The sequence below is a fragment of the Nocardia ignorata NBRC 108230 genome, from assembly GCF_001612905.1.
GTDB lineage: Bacteria > Actinomycetota > Actinomycetes > Mycobacteriales > Mycobacteriaceae > Nocardia > Nocardia ignorata.
The window spans coordinates 58,570-75,658 of the sequence record NZ_BDBI01000025.1 but is presented as its reverse complement, the minus strand read 5'-3'; the positions used below and the strand labels follow the sequence as shown (position 1 = coordinate 75,658).

17 protein-coding genes are annotated in these 17,089 nt (G+C 69.2%); 7 read left to right on the top strand and 10 right to left on the bottom strand.

Features of this window, described 5'->3' with window-relative positions; translation table 11 throughout:
• Window positions 1-24 precede the first annotated feature (24 nt).
• Window positions 25-810 (bottom strand): electron transfer flavoprotein subunit beta/FixA family protein, encoded by a 786-nt coding sequence (locus tag NI2_RS20915; protein WP_067493177.1) that lies wholly within the window; start codon window positions 808-810, stop codon window positions 25-27.
• Window positions 811-991: 181 nt separating this feature from the next.
• Between NI2_RS20915 and NI2_RS20910 the strand changes: the two genes are divergently transcribed.
• The 4 genes from NI2_RS20910 (at window position 992) to NI2_RS20895 (ending at window position 5,642) form a co-directional block, all read left to right on the top strand.
• Window positions 992-1,780, top strand: a complete 789-nt coding sequence (locus NI2_RS20910; protein ID WP_067493175.1) for a class I SAM-dependent methyltransferase — start codon at window positions 992-994, stop codon at window positions 1,778-1,780.
• Complete coding sequence (locus NI2_RS20905) at window positions 1,777-3,315, top strand: 1,4-alpha-glucan branching protein domain-containing protein (protein ID WP_067493173.1); 1,539 nt, start codon at window positions 1,777-1,779, stop codon at window positions 3,313-3,315. Before NI2_RS20910 ends, NI2_RS20905 begins: the two co-directional genes overlap by 4 nt.
• A complete protein-coding gene (locus NI2_RS20900; protein WP_067493171.1) occupies window positions 3,312-4,565 on the top strand; it encodes a glycosyltransferase family 4 protein in 1,254 nt (417 codons plus the stop codon). Before NI2_RS20905 ends, NI2_RS20900 begins: the two co-directional genes overlap by 4 nt.
• 138 nt (window positions 4,566-4,703) lie before the next feature.
• Window positions 4,704-5,642, top strand: coding sequence for a MerR family transcriptional regulator (locus NI2_RS20895; protein WP_067493169.1), 939 nt, complete (start codon window positions 4,704-4,706; stop codon window positions 5,640-5,642).
• Window positions 5,643-5,760: 118 nt separating this feature from the next.
• Here NI2_RS20895 and NI2_RS20890 read toward each other — a convergent pair whose 3' ends face one another.
• Window positions 5,761-7,098, bottom strand: a complete 1,338-nt coding sequence (locus tag NI2_RS20890) for a putative glycoside hydrolase (protein WP_243749718.1) — start codon at window positions 7,096-7,098, stop codon at window positions 5,761-5,763.
• Between the two features lie 116 nt (window positions 7,099-7,214).
• On the opposite strand from NI2_RS20890, the gene NI2_RS20885 reads away from it, so the two are divergent.
• Window positions 7,215-8,222, top strand: coding sequence for a polysaccharide deacetylase family protein (locus NI2_RS20885; protein WP_067493167.1), 1,008 nt, complete (start codon window positions 7,215-7,217; stop codon window positions 8,220-8,222).
• 1 nt (window position 8,223) lies between these two features.
• Here the strand turns inward: NI2_RS20885 and NI2_RS20880 are convergent, their stop codons facing one another.
• Window positions 8,224-9,516, bottom strand: a complete 1,293-nt coding sequence (locus tag NI2_RS20880; protein WP_067493164.1) for an outer membrane protein assembly factor BamB family protein — start codon at window positions 9,514-9,516, stop codon at window positions 8,224-8,226.
• Window positions 9,517-9,669: 153 nt separating this feature from the next.
• Here NI2_RS20880 and NI2_RS20875 point away from each other — a divergent pair, with 153 nt between their 5' ends.
• Window positions 9,670-10,407, top strand: coding sequence for an acyltransferase (locus NI2_RS20875; RefSeq protein WP_174550295.1), 738 nt, complete (start codon window positions 9,670-9,672; stop codon window positions 10,405-10,407).
• Window positions 10,408-10,462: 55 nt separating this feature from the next.
• A complete protein-coding gene (locus NI2_RS20870; RefSeq protein ID WP_084476575.1) occupies window positions 10,463-11,002 on the top strand; it encodes a DUF1697 domain-containing protein in 540 nt (179 codons plus the stop codon).
• A 9-nt stretch (window positions 11,003-11,011) separates the two neighbouring features.
• Here the strand turns inward: NI2_RS20870 and NI2_RS20865 are convergent, their stop codons facing one another.
• The 7 genes from NI2_RS20865 to NI2_RS20840 form a co-directional block, all read right to left on the bottom strand.
• A complete protein-coding gene (locus tag NI2_RS20865; protein ID WP_067493160.1) occupies window positions 11,012-12,235 on the bottom strand; it encodes a THUMP-like domain-containing protein in 1,224 nt (407 codons plus the stop codon).
• On the bottom strand, window positions 12,236-13,213 hold the full coding sequence (locus NI2_RS20860) for a class I SAM-dependent methyltransferase (protein WP_067493158.1): 978 nt from the start codon (window positions 13,211-13,213) through the stop codon (window positions 12,236-12,238).
• 87 nt (window positions 13,214-13,300) lie between these two features.
• Complete coding sequence (locus NI2_RS20855) at window positions 13,301-14,077, bottom strand: enoyl-CoA hydratase-related protein (RefSeq protein ID WP_067493155.1); 777 nt, start codon at window positions 14,075-14,077, stop codon at window positions 13,301-13,303.
• Between the two features lie 10 nt (window positions 14,078-14,087).
• The gene (locus tag NI2_RS20850; RefSeq protein WP_067493153.1) at window positions 14,088-14,894 is read right to left on the bottom strand and encodes an NUDIX hydrolase; all 807 of its coding nucleotides are present in this window, start codon (window positions 14,892-14,894) and stop codon (window positions 14,088-14,090) included.
• Window positions 14,895-15,150: 256 nt separating this feature from the next.
• Window positions 15,151-15,987: an ABC transporter ATP-binding protein gene (locus tag NI2_RS20845; RefSeq protein WP_067493152.1), complete on the bottom strand. Its 837-nt coding sequence runs from the start codon at window positions 15,985-15,987 to the stop codon at window positions 15,151-15,153.
• A gap of 18 nt (window positions 15,988-16,005) precedes the next feature.
• Entirely contained in the window at window positions 16,006-16,164 is a 159-nt protein-coding gene (locus NI2_RS33930; protein ID WP_157104673.1) for a hypothetical protein, read from the bottom strand.
• Between the two features lie 143 nt (window positions 16,165-16,307).
• Window positions 16,308-17,081 carry a peptidyl-tRNA hydrolase gene (locus NI2_RS20840; protein ID WP_084476574.1) on the bottom strand — a complete coding sequence of 258 codons (774 nt, stop codon included), beginning with the start codon at window positions 17,079-17,081 and terminating at the stop codon, window positions 16,308-16,310.
• Window positions 17,082-17,089 lie beyond the last annotated feature (8 nt).

Here is a 17,089-nt window from a genome sequence, read left to right as displayed (position 1 = left end):
AGGGAAGTTCTCGGACGGTCCGGATCAGATGATCTTCTGGCCGATGAGGTAGGTGGCGATCTGGTTGCCGCCCTCGCCCTCGTCCGCGATCTTCTCGCCCGCGGTGCGAGCGGGCTTCGGGGTGGCGGCGGTGACCGCGGTGCCCGCGTTGGCCACACCGACGGTCGACGGGTCGATGCCCAGGTCGGCGAGGGTGAAGACCTGAACTTCCTTCTTCTTCGCGGCCATGATGCCCTTGAAGGACGGGAAGCGCGGCTCGTTGATCTTCTCGTTCACCGAGACGATCGCGGGCAGGGTGGCCTCGAGCTTGAACACACCCTCGTCGGTCTCGCGCTCGCCGGTGATCTTGTCGCCGTCGACGGTGAGCTTGCGCAGGTGGGTGAGCTGCGGGATGCCGAGGTACTCGGCGATGATCGCCGGGACCGCACCCGCGCGGCCGTCGGTGGACTCGTTGCCGGCGATGACCAGCTCGACGCCCTCGACCTGGCCGAGCGCACCGGCGAGCACCCAGGCGGTCTGCACGGCGTCGGAGCCGTGGATGGCCGGGTCGTTGATGTGGATGGCCTTGTCGGCACCCATGGACAGCGCCTTGCGGATGGCCTCGGTGGCGCGATCCGGACCGGCGGCCAGCACGGTGACCTCGCCGCCCTGGGCCTCCTTGATCAGCAGCGCTTCCTCGACGGCGCGCTCGTTGATCTCGTCGAGGACGGCGTCGGCGGCCTCACGGTCGAGGGTGTAGTCACCATCGGTCAGCTTGCGCTCGGACCAGGTGTCGGGGACCTGCTTGATGAGTACGACGATGTTCGGCATCGGTCTTCGTCGACCTCCTTCTGGGTTACACGTGAGTGGTGGGCCGCACGAGCTGGGCCGTACGTCCGTGTGGGTGCTCAGAGGGGAACAGTACCCTACGCTAAGTTACCGGTGGGTAACCTACTTGTGCAACAGGTCCCTGGCTCAGGAGCGGACCATCGGTACCAGTAACGTCGAGGCCATGAGCGAGGCTGTGATCCCTGCCGCACCGGTGGACGCAACACATGACCCACTGCCGCTGACCGGTGAGCGGACGGTGCCGGGTATCGCCGAGGAGAACTACTGGTTCCGTCGGCACGAGATCGCCTACGCCCGGCTGCTGGAACACTGCGCGGGCAAGACCGTGCTCGAGGCGGGCTCGGGCGAGGGCTACGGCGCGGACATGATCGCCGGGGTCGCCCAGCGGGTGATCGGCGTGGACTACGACGAGGGTGCCGTCGCGCACGTACGCGCGCGCTACCCGCGCGTGGAGATGATCCAGGGCAACCTCGCCGACCTCCCGCTCGACGACGAATCGGTCGACGTGGTGGTGAACTTCCAGGTCATCGAGCATCTGTGGGACCAGGCGCAGTTCCTGCGCGAATGCCTGCGCGTGCTGCGCCCGGGCGGACGGCTGCTCGTCAGCACCCCGAACCGCATCACCTTCTCCCCCGGTCGCGACACCCCGCTCAACCCGTTCCACACGCGCGAACTCAACGCCGCCGAACTCACCGAACTGCTGGTCGAGGCCGGTTTCACGGTGTCGCGGATGCTCGGCGTGCACCACGGTGAAGCCCTGAAAGCGCTGGACGCCAAGCACGGTGGGTCGTTCATCGACGCCCAGATCGAGCGCGCCCTCGCCGGTGAGCCCTGGCCCGCCGACCTCACCGCCGACGTCGCCGCCGTGACCATCGACGATTTCGACCTGCGTGAAGGCGATATCGATGCCAGCCTGGACTTGGTCGCGATCGCCGAGAAGGCAAGGCGTTGACCGACTCTCGCTTCGTGCCGGGTCAGTTCACGCTCGTCCTGCACTCGCATCTGCCCTGGCTGGCCCATCACGGGCGCTGGCCGGTGGGTGAGGAATGGCTGTACCAGTCCTGGGCCGCGTCCTATCTTCCCCTGGTCCGGGCGCTGAAAACCCTTGCCGCCGAAGGCCGCTCACATCTGCTGAGCCTGGGTATCACCCCGGTGCTCGCCGCCCAGCTCGACGACCCGCACTGTCTGGCGGGCATGCATCACTGGCTCGGCAACTGGCAGTTGCGCGCCGACGAGGCAGCCATGGCGGGCAATGTGGCGCTCGGCAGGCACGAACACCGGCTCGCCGCAACGGCTCTCGCCGATTTCGAGCAGGACTGGCGGCACGGCAGCGCGCCGGTCTGGCGTTCGCTGATCGACGCCGACGCCATCGAACTGCTCGGCGGGCCGCTCGCGCATCCCTTCCAGCCGCTGCTCGACCCGCGCCTGCGTCAGTACCAGCTGACCGAAGGCCTCGCCGACGCGCGGTTGCGCTGGGGCACCACCCCCACGGGAATCTGGGCGCCCGAATGCGGTTACACGCCGGGCATGGAACTCGGTTACGACGCCGCCGGTGTGACGCATTTCATGGTCGACGGACCGTCGCTGCGCGGCGACACCAGCCTCGGCAGGCCGGTGCGCGACGCCGATGTGGTCGCCTTCGGTCGCGATCTGCAGGTGAGTTACCGCGTGTGGTCGCCCAAACAGGGTTATCCGGGCCAGAGCGCGTACCGCGATTTCCACCACTACGACCATGCGACGGGACTCAAGCCGTCGCGGGTCACCGGCAAAACGGTCGCCGGTCCTGACAAGGCCCCTTACGATCCCGAACTCGCCGCCGAAGCCGTCACCCGCGATGTCGCCGACTTCGTCGAGACCGTGCGCGCGCGGCTGCTCGAGGAGTCCGAACGGATCGGCAGGCCCGCGCTCGTGGTCGCCGCGTTCGACACCGAACTGTTCGGCCACTGGTGGCACGAGGGACCCCAGTGGCTCGAGCAGGTGCTGCGCGCGCTGCCCGAGGCCGGAGTCACCGTAGGCACGCTCGCCGATGCCCGCGCGAAGGGGTTCGTGGGCGAACCCGTGCAGCTCAACGACTCGTCATGGGGTTCCGGCAAGGACTGGCGGGTGTGGGCGGGTGATCAGGTGGCCGACCTCGTCGAGCTCAACGCCGACGTGGTTCGGCTGGCCCTGGACACCCTCGACAAGGTGCGCCGCGACGGTGCGCTGCGCGATCCGGTCGCCGATCAACTGCTGCGCGAAGCGATCCTCACGGTGTCCAGCGACTGGGCGTTCATGGTCAGCAAGGACTCCGCCGCGGGCTACGCGCGCGACCGCGCCCACGAACACGCGCACGCCGTCCGCGAACTCGCCGAGGCGATCGGTGCCGGTCAGTTCGCCAAAGCGACCCGTCTCGCGGCAGGATGGAGCGCGGCCGACGGACTCTTCCCAGGTCTGGACGCACGGCGGTTGCCGACCGCCGTCCCGTCGGTCGCCGAAGGATCGTCATGAAGATTTTGATGGTGTCGTGGGAGTACCCGCCGGTCGTGGTCGGTGGGCTCGGTCGGCATGTGCATCACCTGGCCGTCGAACTGGCCGCGGCCGGGCACGAAGTGGTCGTGCTCGCCCGCAGGCCCACCGGCACCGATTCGCTCACCCACCCGACCCATTCCTATATCGCCGACGGTGTTCTCGTCGTCGCGGTCGCCGAGGACCCGCCGTGCTTCGACTTCGGCGAGGACATGCTCGCCTGGACGCTGGCCATGGGGCACGCGATGGTGCGCGCGGGCGTCGCGCTCGGCAAACCCGGCGTCGGTGACGGCTGGACGCCCGATGTGGTGCACGCCCACGACTGGCTCGTCGCCCACCCGGCGATCGCGCTCGCCGAGTTCTACGACGTGCCGCTCGTGTCGACCATTCACGCCACCGAGGCCGGGCGCCACAGCGGCTGGGTGTCGGGGCGGGTGAACCGGCAGGTGCACTCGGTGGAGTGGTGGCTCGCCAACGAATCCGATCAGCTCATCACCTGCTCGACATCCATGCAGGACGAGGTGGAGCGGCTCTACGGACCCGAACTTCCGCCGATCACGGTGATCCGCAACGGCATCGACGTCACGTCGTGGACGTTCCGGCCGCGCGCACCCCGCTCCGGACCACCCCGGCTGCTGTATGTGGGCAGGCTCGAGTACGAGAAGGGTGTGCAGGACGCGATCGCCGCGCTGCCGAGGATCCGGCGCGCGCACCCCGGGACCACCCTCACCGTCGCCGGGATCGGCACTCAGTTCGACTGGCTGCGCGAACGTGCTCGCGTGCACCGGGTGGCGCGCGCCGTCAACTTCGTCGGCAATCTCGGCCACACCGAACTGCTCGGCTGGTTGCACGGCGCCGACGCGATCGTCCTGCCCAGCCGCTACGAACCGTTCGGCATCGTCGCCCTCGAGGCGGCCGCCGCAGGCGTACCCCTGATCGCCTCCACCGCGGGCGGACTCGGCGAAGCGGTGATCGACGGCGTCACCGGCGCCTCCTTCGCCCCCGCCGACATCGACGGCCTGGTCGACGCCACCCGCGCCGTCCTCGACGACCCGCTCACCGCCCAGGACCGCGCCTACACCGCCCGCGAACGCCTCACCGCCGACTTCGCCTGGGACGTGGTGGCCGCCGAAACCACCCAGGTCTACACGACGGCCAAGCGGCGGGTTCGCACCCCCCTCGGCCGCCCCACCATCCCCGAACGCCCTCTCCCGGAGCGGGATCCGAAGTAGGCATCTCAGGGAACCAACGGCTCCGCGCTCAGCACTCGACCCCCGATTTCGCGATCGGGTGGTGCGGCTCGTCGTGTCTACTGCCGGACGTGGTGTCGGGTTGAGTCTCCATCAGGGGGAGACTGCAGGCTTGTAGGCATGGACGACGAGAACCTCCTGACTATCGGGGCCCTGGCTGTGCGGACCGGTCTTTCGGTCAAGACAATCCGGTTCTACTCCGACACGGGGATCGTTCCGGCGACCTGTCATAGCCCGGCCGGCTACCGCCTGTACGACGTGGATGCCCTGACTCGTTGGGAACTGGTCCGGACGCTCCGTGAGTTGGACATCGATCTGGCGACGGTTCGGCGCTTGCTGGCCGGTGAGACCTCGCTGGCTGAGGTCGCCGCAGCGCACGCCGCGGCCCTCGACGTGCAGATCCGCGCGCTGCGCCTGCGGCGCGCGGTGTTGGCGGCGGTAGCGAATCGTGACTCGAACCCTCAGGAGATGGATCTGATGCACAAACTGGTGAACCTGTCCGACGCTGAACGGCGCCGCTTCATTCATGATTTCGTCGACGACACCTTCGGTGGTGTCGACGCCAATCCGGCCATGGTTGAACTGCTGCGTTCGAGCATGCCGGAACTACCCGAAGAAGCTACCGTCCAGCAGGTCGAGGCGTGGATGGAGCTGGTGGAGTTGGTGCGCGACACCGACTTCCGGGCAGCGGTGCGGCGGATGGCCGAGTATCAGGCAGCCCAACGCGCCGACGGAGACACCACCGGCCTGCATCACGACCTGACCGAGGCCGTGCGTATCGATGTCGGCCGTGCGCTGGCAGAGGGGCTTGCACCGGACTCGGAGTCGGCCGGCGGTGTTGTCGCCACACTGACCGCACGCTACGCCGACACCTTCGGCAAGGCCGACGATGACCAGTTGAAGCGGTGGATCCTCGAACGGCTCGCGGTCGCCAACGACCCTCGCGTAACGCGGTATTGGCAGTTGGTGGCCACTATCGACGACTGGGCCCCGCTCCCAGATCTGGAACCGGTGTTCTCCTGGTTCGGGCAGGCACTGCGCGCCCAGCTCGACAGCTGACACCGACTACTCCAGCCCCGATCTGTGATCAGGCGCGCTGACCGGATCGAGGCGGCAAGCCAGGTCCACACCGCCACCGGCTGACGGCGCCGTTCAGTGGGATTGCACACCGTCATTGTCAGACCGGGTGGATTCCACCCCCGTGGTAGCGGGTGGCCGCGTTCCAGAAGAAGAACCCGTCGATGCCGGCGGCGCGGGTGGCGTCGATCTGGGCTTTGACTTCGGCGTCGCCGTAGGTGACGCCGAGGGAGAAGTCCTGGAGCCATGGGATGACGCCTGCGTTGGTGCCCTTGGTTTGGGTGATGAAGTCCTGGAGGGAGCGGTAGACGATGTCGTAGGGCTGGGCGTTGGGGTTGGCGACGCCGTATTCGCCGGGGTTCCAGTGGGAGGGGTAGATCATGGGGGCGACGAAGTCGACGTGGCGGGCGATGAGGGGGATGTCCTGGGCGATCTGGTCGGGGCGGGTGGAGGCGATGCCGTAGACGGCGGCGCTCTGGTGGGCGCCCGCGCTGTTCACCGGGTGCCTGCTCTCGGCGAGGAAGGCCGCGATCGCCACCGACGGCGTATCGGTGAGGCCCGTGAAGGTCATGCTCGTGAGGCTGCCGTCGGGTCGGCGGACGTAGTCGTACATGATGCCGTCGAACCCGAGCCGCGCGCCTTCCACGGCCAGGTCGATGTTGTAGCGGCGCACGTCGGGATGGGCGAAATTGGTGAAAGCGATCGGCCCGTAATGGCTGGAATACGGTTGGCCGGAAGGGTTCTGGACCACCCAGTCGTTGCGCCCGCTGTGCCACGCCCACGACGCCAGAGTCGGATCGCGGAACGCGACGATGCGCCCGACCACCTGCACACCCATGTCGTGCAACTGCCGAAGCGCGGCGGGCGCGTCGTAGATCTTCGTGGCGGCACCGGACTCCCGGGCGAGCGGCACCTGCGAGTCGTAGCCGACGACTCCGTCCTCGTCCTTGATGTCGAGCTGCACGGTGTCGATGCGTCCCTGGCGCGCCAGGTCGAGGACCGATTCACGCAGCCCGTCGTGCGACCAGGCGTGCGCGGTGACGTGCACCGCCCGCATCCTCGGCAGGGCCCGCGCGGTGACGACGGTGCTGCTGGCCGCGTTGCCCGCGTCGTCGGCCGCGACCACTTCGAAGGCGGGCGCCCACGGCACCGCGAACTCGAACGACCCGTCTTCGGCCGGTGTCACCGATTCCGCGCCGATGGAGACCCGAACGGCGTCGACGGCGGTGCCGCGCACCACCACCGGTGACCGGTACGACGTCACCGGGTCGGCGGGGTTCACGGTCAGCGTCGGTGGCGTGGTGTCGGCGAGCGGCACCACGGCCGATCTACTCAAAGCGAATCCGGCCACGAGCGCGACCACGACGATCGCCAGGCCGACTCCGACGACGGTGCTCGTCCACCGCCACCGGACGGCCGAACGGAATGAGAACCCCAACGCCAACACCGCCTTCCAATACTGTTGACACGCCAACTATTTCGCGGTTCCGACACGGATGTGGCGGGTATCGGTAGATCAACTGTAAACCGAGGCCGCCGCGTAATATCGCATTGATGACAGGTGGTTCTCCTGCTCTTTCGCGACTTCTGCCGATCCTCGCGCTGACCACCGCCCTCGCGGCGTGCACGGACACGAGCACCGAGGCGGCCTCGGTCGACCCACCCGCCGCCCACAGCACCACGGCGGCACCCCCGAACCCGGCCGAAGTCGGCGCCAACGAGCTCGGTCTCGTCCCGGTGTTGATGTATCACCAGATTTCGGCGAACCCGGCGGGCGAATACGACCAGACCCCAGCCGAATTCCGCGACGAACTCGAACGCCTCTACCGCGAGGGCTACCGCCCGGTGACCGCCGCCGACTATGTGTCCGGCCGCCTCGACCTCCCCGCGGGCACCCACCCGGTGGTCCTCACCTTCGACGATTCGACTACCAGCCAGCTCGCCTTCACCGACTCCGGCGCCGTGGCCCCCGACAGCGCTGCGGGCATCCTCGCCGAATTCGGCGCCCGCTACCCCGATTTCCGGCCGGTCGCCACCTTCTACGTGAACAACGAACCGTTCCAGGGCGATCCGCGCGCCCTGCCCTGGCTGGCGGCCAACGGCCACGAGATCGGCGCCCACACGGCCACGCACCCGAACCTGTCGACGCTGGACGACAACAGCGTGCAACGCGAGTTCGCCGAGAACGTGCGCGCGGTGACGGCCGCCGCGCCGGGCGCCACCGTGCGGACGATGGCGCTACCCCTCGGCATCCACCCCGACAACCGAGCCCTGACCACAGCAGGCAGCTGGGACGGCACCACCTACACCTTCGACGCCGTGATGCTCGTCGGCTCGAATCCGGCCCCGGCGCCCTACGCCGGGCTCGACCCGGCCGGTGTGCCACGCATCCGTTCCGGCCGCGGCGCGGTGCCCTTCGACTCGGCCCATTGGCTCGATCACCTCGCCGCCCACCCCGACCAGCGCTACACCGCCGACGGCGACCCCACGCGCGTCTCGTTCCCCCGCGCCCTCGCCGGCGAGCTGAACCCGCGCTTCACCGCGCAGGCGAACCCGTACTGAGCTACGCGTCCGGGGTGAAGGTGAAGATCTCGCCGAGGCGGGTGGCGACGACGACCTGACCCTCGGGCCCGATCGATGTGCCGGTGGTGGTGCCGGTGGCGTTCGGCAGCGGATCGGAGTCGATCGTGGTGCCGGTGGTGGTGTCGAAGGTGATCAGGTTCAGGCCCGCGCCGATGGCGGCGACCGTGTAGCCGATCTCGCCCGAGGTCAGGGCGGGGGTGCCGCGCTGGGCCAGGTCCTTGCGTTCCCAGGCGCGGTCGGCGCGGTCGCCGTGATCGCGGATGGCAGCCAGGTAGCCGTCGTCGCCGGACGGGAGGATCAGGTCGTCGACCAGAGCGATGCGGCCGCGCGGGGTCCAGCCGAGCGCGTGGGTCCAGCGGGTGCTGCCGTCCTCGGTGTTCACCGCGATCAGGCGGCCGCTGTTGTCGCCGACGTACACCGTGGCGCCGTCGGCCGACAGGGCCGGGCTGGTCGCGCTGCCGTCGGTGAGCATGTCGGCGCTCCACAGCTGCGTCACAGTGCCGTCGGCGTAGGACATCGCCCGCAGCGACGCCATCGGCTTGCCCGGTTCCCACACGGTGACGAAGAAGCGGCCGGTCTCGGGGTCGACGGCGGTGGTGTTGGCGACCGCGCAGCGCGGGCCACCGACCTGGCAGTCGTCGAGGCCGTCGCCGGAGGCGGGGCGGGTCAGGCCGGGGTACTTCAGGAAGTCGGGTTCGCCGAGCAGCTGCAGGGTCGGCACCTCGCGTTCGCCGGTCTGGCGGCTGAGCACGTCGACCTGGCCGGACTGGGTCACCGTGAGCACGCGGCCGTCACCGGTGAACTGGATCGCCACCGGCACCCCGGCGACGGGGGTGCGCCAGCGCGGCTGACCGAGGTAGTTGAACGAATTCACCGCGCCGTCGTCACCGACGTAGACATTGTTGATGCCGTCGACCACGGTGGGCGCCTCGATCGTCGACGGACCGAGCGGGTTGCAGAACCGTTTGCGGCCTGTCTGCATCTGATAGGAGAACACCGCGCAGTTGCCGGTGCTTGTGGTGACGAACAGCTGACCCTCGCCGCCGATCGTCACCGGCTGGGCGATCGGCCCACCCACCGGCCGCGACCAGCTCAACGTCATCGCCGACGCACCGCTCACCGGGCTCGCGGCGCTGTTGCGGCCGTCGTGATGGGCTGCGGGCCAACCCTTTCCGGAGCCGACGGTGATGTCGTCCACATCGGTGCCGCAACCGGCCAGTGCCACCACACCGGCGGCAGCGAGCGAGGCGGCGACGCGAGTCCGAGTTCGCACCTGCTGATCTCCTGGGTAATCGGGCCGAGGATCGGGGTATGGCACGGTAAGTGTGCCCTGCGAAAGTACTCTGTGTACCCGATGACCGAATCCCCGGGGCTCACCCGGTGGACGCCGTCGAGGTCGGAAGAGGGAGAGTAGTTCGTGACGAGCATGTGGGGCGCGCCGCTGAGCGCGCGCTGGCGTGGATCACGCCGCCGCGATCCGCAGCAGGCGCGTTTTCTGACCAGGGATTCGTTGCGCTGGGTGCTCGCCAATCGCGCCTACACCCCCTGGTACCTCGTGCGTTATTACCGCCTGTTCAAATTCCGGCTCACCAATCCGCACATCGTGCTGCGCGGAATGGTGTTCCTCGGCCGCAATGTGGAAATCCACGCCACCCCCGAATTGGCGCGCATGGAAATCGGGCGCTGGGTACATATCGGTGACGGCAACGCCATCCGCTGCCACGAGGGTTCGCTGCGCATCGGCGACAAGGTCGTGTTCGGCAAGGACAACGTGGTCAACACCTACCTCGACATCGAGATCGGTGAGTCGACGCTGGTCGCCGACTGGTGCTACATCTGCGACTTCGACCACAAGATGGACGACATCACCCTGCCCATCAAGGACCAGGGCATCGTGAAGAGCCCCGTGCGGATCGGCCCCGACACCTGGATCGCCGCGAAGGTGACCGTCCTGCGCGACACCCGCGTGGGCCGCGGCTGCGTGCTCGGCGCGCACGCGGTGGTGCGCGGCGACGTTCCCGACTACAGCATCGCCGTCGGGGCACCCGCCAAGGTCGTGAAGAACCGCAAGGTGGCCTGGGACGCCGGTGCCGCCGAACGAGAGGCCTACCTGGCCGCGCTCGCCGATATCGAACGCAAGAAGAACGCGGGCGCCCAAGCCTGAACGACACTCCGCCGACAGGACCGTTCCTGTCGGTGACGGTCGGTACGGTCGCGACGTGGACAGTTATGCGGCGCTGCTGCGCGGGATCATGCCGACCAACCCGAACATGCGCAACGACAAGTTGCGCGGGGTGTTCGAAGGGCTCGGTTTCGAGGGCGTCGCGACGGTGCTGAGCAGCGGCAACGTGGTGTTCCGCACCGACGACGACCGCGACGCTCTCGAAGACCGCATCCAGCAGGCGCTCGCGACCGAGCTCGGTATCCCCGGCGGCACCATCGTGCGCAGCCACCCCGAACTGCGTGCGCTGCTCGATCGCGACCCGTTCGAGGGCCTGGCCCACGAACGCGGTTCCTATCTCACCGTCACCTTCTTCAAACACACCATGCGCGAAGCCGATACGTCCGCCTTCACCGACGACCCGCTCACCCGCGTCATCGGCTACGACCCCGCCGCACGCGCGTTCCTCACCGTGATCGACAACAGCACCGGCAAGACGCCCGATTTCATGGCCCGGCTGGAGAAGACCTACGGCAAGGACATCACCACCCGCACCTGGCTCACCGTGCAGCGCGTGGTGAAGAAGATGGAAGCCTGAACTCGGGCGTCAGGAAACCTGAGCGGCCTGTGCGGTGCAGAGGAAAACTGTTGCGTTGCGGCCTATTCGCGTGACGACCAAGGTGAAGGGCCGGTTGCCGCGCGGTTTGAGCTTCTTGCGCAAGGCATCCGGGTCGATGTCGACGCCTCGGACCAGGATCTCGAGGGCACCGCAGTCGCGGCGGGCCAGTTCCTGACGCAGCGTCTTCTCACGCAGATCGAAGCGGTCTTCGATGCGGAAGCCGCGCATGCCGGGAGGCACGGTGTCACCCGTGAGGTAGGCGATGTGTGGGTCGAGTTGCCACAGAGCGTGTTTCGCGGCGTAGTGGCGAACGAGGCCGGCGCGGACGACGGCTCCGTCGGGGTCGATGATCCACTCGCCGGGCGCGCGTTCGGGGATGTCGTCAGGCTCGGCATCGGTGAGAGTTGTCGCGCCACCACGAGAATCGAGGACAGTGGCGCGACGGGTGATACCGGGTCCGGTGAGGCCGGGTGACCAGAGACACGCTTCGCGAACAGCACCGTCGAGGGAGACGATCTCGATCTCCCCGTCCCACCCGAGGCGGTCGAAATCCAGGCCCGGCGCGGACTTCACGGCGATGTCACGACCCGCGTAGGCGGCGAGCAGATCGGGCAGCGGGGGTTGGAGTTTGGCCGGATCGTACGTGCGTCGTCCGTCGGCCCGGCGGGCCGGATCAGCGATGATCACGGTGTCGCGGGTGGTCGGGACGAGGGCATCGGCCTTGGCCAGCACGATATTTCGGCCACCGACCGGCACGGTCGCGTCAGGTCCTTGCGCCGTCAGTGGGGCGACCCCTAGATTGTGGGCGGCCATCGACAGCCGCACGTCGTCGAGATCGCTGCCGATCACCGCCGGGCACACCTCCGCCAGCTCGGCCAGCTCGGCACCGATCGAGCACGTCACGTCGTGGACGGCACGACCGGCCAACCGCGCGGCCCGGTGCCGGGCGACGAGTGCGGGGGTGGCCTGTTGCAGCGCGTCGTCGGTGAACAGCCACTCCCCCGCCGCGGGCAGCTTCGCCAGCGCCTTGCGCCGCAACCGCACGGTCTCGATCAAGGCGGCACCGTGCTCGGGAAACGAGCGACGCACCTGCTCGATATCGCGCAGGTGCGTCGCCGCCGTCAGCTCCAGCCGGTCGACCTCGGCGAGCGCGGCACGTCCCGCCGCGCTGCCGAGGAAGGCGACATCGTCGCGGCCGAAGCGGTATCCCACCTACTTCTGCGCCGCGCCCGGCTTCACGCCGGTGATCATCGCGTTGTAGAAGAACTCGCGCGGAACCACCTTGCGCAGCACGTTCTCGTCGAGCCAGCTCAGGCCGAGCCAGGCACGGTACTGGGCCATGCGGTAACCGACGGTCAGCTTCTCGTCGGGGACGGCCGCCTCGAAGGTACGCACCGGCCAGCCCCACAGGGCGGCGGCGAATTCCTCGGTGGTGGCCTTCACGTCGACGGCACCGGCCGACTTCGCCATCTTCTCCAGGTCATTGGGGTCGAAGGTGTGCAGGTCGACGACGGCCTCGAGCGCTGCGGCGCGCGACGACTCGTCCAGCTCGGTCTGCGGACGACGCCACCCCGACAGGAACGGCAGCTTGGTGACCTCGGTGGTCACCTTCCAGGTGAGCTGACCGAGCTTGCGGGCGTAGAAGTTGCCCACGGTGGTCGGTTCACCGGCGAACACGAAACGCCCGCCCGGCTTGAGCACGCGCAGGCATTCCTTCAGCGCCAGCTCCACATCCGGGATGTGGTGCAGCACGGCGTGCCCGCACACCAGGTCGAAGGTGTCGTCCTCGTAGGGGATGGTCTCGGCGTCGGCGACGCGGCCGTCCACATCGAGGCCGAGGTGCTCGGCGTTGCGCAGCGCCACCTTCACCATGCCCGGCGAGAGGTCGGTGACCGAACCGGTCTTGGCCACCCCGCCCTGCATCAGGTTGAGCAGGAAGAACCCCGTGCCACAGCCGAGTTCGAGCGCCCGCTCGTACGGCAGCGGGGCGGGGCCGACCGCCAGGTCGAAGCGGCCGCGGGCATAGTCGATACAGCGCTCGTCGTAGGAGATCGACCACTTGTCGTCGTAGGTCTCGGCTTCCCAGTCGTGGTACAGAACCTGGGCGAGCTTGGTGTCCTTCAGCGCTGCTTCGACCTCGGCCTCGGTGGCGTGCGGGTTCGGCGCCGGATCATCGGGGTGAACCGTCATAACACGCAAGAGTAATAGGAGACCCTCAGCACGCAATCGCCGGTCTTGTTTCGCGCCATTCCTGCTGGCCGACTGACCGGTCCAGAGTCAGCGGCCGGTGAATACGGCGCTGTTCGGGCCGTCGGCGGCGAAGGATCGGGTGCCGGTGCGGGTGTCGTCGGTGTCGAAGAGGGCCGCCCACTCGGTGACGGCGGTCGAGTGGGCGTGGGGGCCCGCTTCGAAGACGGCTTTGGCGGCGGCGAGGGCGCGGGGGGCGGCCGTGACGAACTGGTCGGCCCAGCGGCGGGCGGCGGTGAGCACGTCGTCGGGGGGGACCACTTCGTCGACCAGGCCGAGTGTCGCGGCTTCCTCGGCGTCGACGAAACGGCCGGTGTAGACGAGGTCCTTGGCGCGGCTCTGGCCGATCAGCAGCGAGAGCCTGCGGATACCGGACAGGGGGATCAGGCCGGCCTTGATCTGGGGGAAACCGAGCTTCACGTTGTCGCCGACGATGCGGTGGTCGGCGCCGAGCGCCAGCTCGAGTCCCGCACCGAGGCAATAGCCGGCTATGGCGGCCACGGTCGGTTGCGGCACGCGGGTGAGGCAGCCGAGGGCGGCCTGCAGGTCGGCGGCCATGGCGGCGGCCTGGCCGGAGTCGAGCTCGGCGAGTTCACGCATCTCGTCGCCCGCGCTGAACACCCGCTCGTCGCCGTAGACGATCAGGGCGGCCACCCCCGGGTGGTCGGCGACCGTGCGCGCGGCCGCCGCGACCTCGCGGGCCAGCTGGGCGTCGACGAGGTTCAGCGGCGGACGATCGATGCGCAGCAGCGCGACGCCGCGAGCGGAGGGCTCGGCGGGCAGCTCGAGGGTGACGAATTCGGCCATGGCGCCAAACCTACCGGCCGCGCAGCGCGTCCACGTCCGGGAGCTGGTCGAAATACCGTTCGTTGTCGGGAAAGTCCGACAGCGGACGGCCGTCGGCGCCCGGCGAGTACCTCGGCATGATCGGCGCGATCGGCCGCTGGGCGGCCAGCACCGCGGCGGTGTCGGCGAACTCGCACAGGGCGTCGAGTTGCGACCAGGTGGGCGGCATCAGCACGTGCTCGCCCGCACGCCAGCTCTCGAGCGCCTCGACCGGGGTCTGCCAGCGCACGTGCGCGGCCTCGGAGGTCGCACCGTCGGCGATCTGCCCCTCCGGCAGGACCGCGACGAAGAATCGAGTGTCGTAGCGGCGCGGTTCGGCCTCGGGCGTGATCCAGTTCGACCACGGACGCAGCAGATCGGCGCGCAGCACCAGCCCCTCGGCGGCCAGGAAGCCCGCGAGGGAGATCTCGCGCCGCTCCAGCCGGCCGCGCGCCTCCCGGTAGACCGTCGAATCGCACACCACGGTGTCGACGGTCGGGCCGGCGAGCAGCACACCGCACTCCTCGAACGTCTCGCGCACCGCCGCGGCGACCAGCGCTTGCGCGGACTGCTCGTCGGTGCCGAATCGCTGTGCCCACCAGGCGGGTTCGGGCCCGGTCCAGGCGATGTCGGCGGTGCCGTCGGCCGGGTCGACCCCGCCGCCGGGGAACACGGTGACCCCCGCCGCGAACGCCATCCCGCTCACCCGCTGCTGCAGGAAAACCTCGATGCCGCGCGCACCGTCGCGCACCAGCATCACCGTCGACGCATCCCGCGCCCGCACCACGGACTCGCTCATAGCCGTTCCTCTCCGCCTCACCGCCCGGCATCGTCGCCGGTCGACACGCGAACGGGAACCCCGGCCACCGACGACGGCGGGCTCCCCGATCCTTACGCACCCTAACCGTTGCTTGGTCGGCGGTGCACCCCGTCCGCCCACCCATCGGGCAGCCCAGGCGCACGGCCCGCCCAGGTGGTGACGCAGCGCCACGCGGCACGGAGCTACACCCCGGGCGCGCGACCATCACTCGGCGCGCCGGGCTGCAGATGGCCCGTCAGTTCCGGCGGCGATGCCCACCCGAACGACGCGCACGCCGCGCGAACCAGCGCCCGTCGACCCGGTCCAGCGCGATGGCCTGGCTGAAAGCCTTGCTCAGGTTGTCGGCGGTGAGCACGTCCTCGAGCAGTCCCTGGCCGACCACCTCGCCCTCCTTGAGGAGCAGGGCGTGGGTGAAGCCGGGCGGGATCTCCTCGACGTGGTGGGTCACCAGGACCATGGCAGGCGCGTCGGGGTCGGCGGCCAGGTCGCCGAGGCGTTCGACGAGTTCCTCGCGCCCGCCGAGGTCCAGGCCTGCGGCCGGTTCGTCGAGCAGGAGCAGTTCCGGATCGGTCATCAGGGCACGGGCGATGAGCACCCGCTTGCGTTCGCCCTCGGAGAGGGTGCCGTAGGTGCGGTCGGAAAGGTGTTCGGCGCCAAGGGTTTCCAGCATGTCGACGGCGCGTTCGGTGTCGATGTCGTCGTAGCGTTCGCGCCAGCGGCCGAGCACCGCGTACCCGGCCGACACCACCAGGTCGCTGACCTTCTCGTCGACGGGGATGCGGCTGGCCACCGCCGCCGAGGACAGGCCGATGCGTGGGCGTAATTCGGTGACGTCGACGCGACCGAGGGTCTCGCCCAACAGGTTCGCCGTCCCGGCGGTCGGATGGACCTCGGCGGCAGCCATTCTCAGCAGTGAGGTCTTACCGGCACCGTTGGGGCCGAGGACCACCCAGCGTTCGTCGAGTTCGACCTGCCAGGTGACCGGGCCGACGAGCGTTCGGCCCGAGCGGCGGATGGTGACGTCGGAGAAGTCGATGAGCAGATCTGGATCGGGTTGCGACACGCGCTCCATCTTGGCCCACGGGAGCCCTCAGCGGAACGACCGGCCCGGGTGGGATTCGTCGGTTCGGTGCCGCGCCGCTTCGCGCGACGCGCCGAGGTCGCTGCGCAGCATCCGGGCGGCGAGGAACGACACCGGCACCGCGAGTGCGACCCAGACGATGAGGATCACGGCGATTGTCGTCATCATGGCGGAACCTCCGTGTGTCTCTCGCTGCGGACGGGTATCCGATAGGTCTTACCCACACAATGCCGCCGGTACACCCGAACATCGCGACGACGCGCGCGAACCGCAACGACAGCCGTCCGATCCGCCCGCGCGTGTCGGCCGTCTCACGGCACGGCGATCACCGTCATCGAGCCCGGGGCCACCTCGGTGAAGCCCGCGTCACGCACGGCGACAGCACGTCCCGCCGATACCAGCGCGACGAGTTCGGACCATTGCCGCGGGTCGGCATCACGCACGGCGCAACGGAATTCGCGTTCGGCCCAGGCGGCGGCCGCTTCGACCGGCATGGCGCCGGCCAGCAGCATGCTCGCGTGCCCCACCTGCGCGGCCGCCTTACCCACCGACATCCGCAGCGCGCTGTTCACCCACAGCACGGGCAGGTCGGGGTCGGGTGGGCCCGGTTCGTCGTGTTCGAGGTCGGTTCCGCCGATCTGGAGTTTGCGGATGCGCGGGTCGATCGCGCCGACGGGGCCGGGGACGAATGCCCGCGCCTGCGCACCGCCGATGTCGACGGTCACGCCGTCGACATCGTTGGCCGCCACCCATTGCGCACCGCGCGCCCGGCGGGCCACCTTCCTGATCCGCGAGCGTTTCCACGCCAGGTACCGCGCCTCCCATTCGCCGCCCGGCCCGGAACGCGGGTCGAGACACACCGCGACCGCGGCGGCGGCAGCGGCGGCGAGTAGCGCACTGCGCGCGGGTGGTTCGGCCTTGGGGATGTGCAGCACCATCTGCATCGCCTGCACCATGGCCGGGTCGTCGGGGTCGCCGGTGCCGCCGTAACCCTGCGCCAATTCCGCGTGCCGCACAGCGAATTCGGCCGCTTCGTCGCGGACCTCCACCTCGGTATCCCCACCGCTCAGTTCCGCGCTACCCACACCACACC